This window comes from Saccharothrix sp. NRRL B-16314 (assembly GCF_000716595.1).
In the GTDB taxonomy this organism is placed as follows: domain Bacteria; phylum Actinomycetota; class Actinomycetes; order Mycobacteriales; family Pseudonocardiaceae; genus Actinosynnema.
Genome location: NZ_JNXC01000120.1, coordinates 1 through 446 on the forward strand (window position 1 = coordinate 1; position 446 = coordinate 446).

Consider the following 446-nt stretch of genomic DNA (forward strand, 5'->3'; position numbering starts at 1 on the left):
GCCCACGTGACCGGCGGCCCGACCGACGACTTGACCGACGATTCGATCAACTGAGCAAACGGTGACTGGGGATGGGTGATCTCGTGAACAGGGTCTCGCGTATCGCGGGTGCGGTGCTGGGGACGGCGGCGCTGACCGTCGCGCTCGCCGCGTGCGGCGGTGACAGCCTGGAGCAGGGCAAGGAGAAGGGCGCCGGAAGCTCCGGCGGCGCCGGGAACTCCGGCGGCGGGGAGAAGGGTTCGCTGGTCGTCGGCGCGGCGGCGTTCACCGAGGCCAAGGTGCTCGCCGAGCTGTACGCCCAGTCCCTGCGGAACGCCGGATACTCGGTGTCCATCACCACCGTGAAGAATCGGGAGCTCTACGAGCCCTCGCTGGAGAAGGGCGAGATCGACGTCGTCCCGGAATACGCGGCGACCATCGCGGAATTCCTCAACGCGAAGGTGAAC

The 446-nt window shown here is 68.2% G+C and carries 1 protein-coding gene; it reads left to right on the forward strand.

Annotated features, from left to right (window positions below; genetic code table 11):
* Positions 1-71: 71 nt before the first annotated feature.
* The coding region (locus tag OQ02_RS39295) for a glycine betaine ABC transporter substrate-binding protein (RefSeq protein ID WP_331281577.1) at positions 72-446 on the forward strand (375 nt) is incomplete at its 3' end.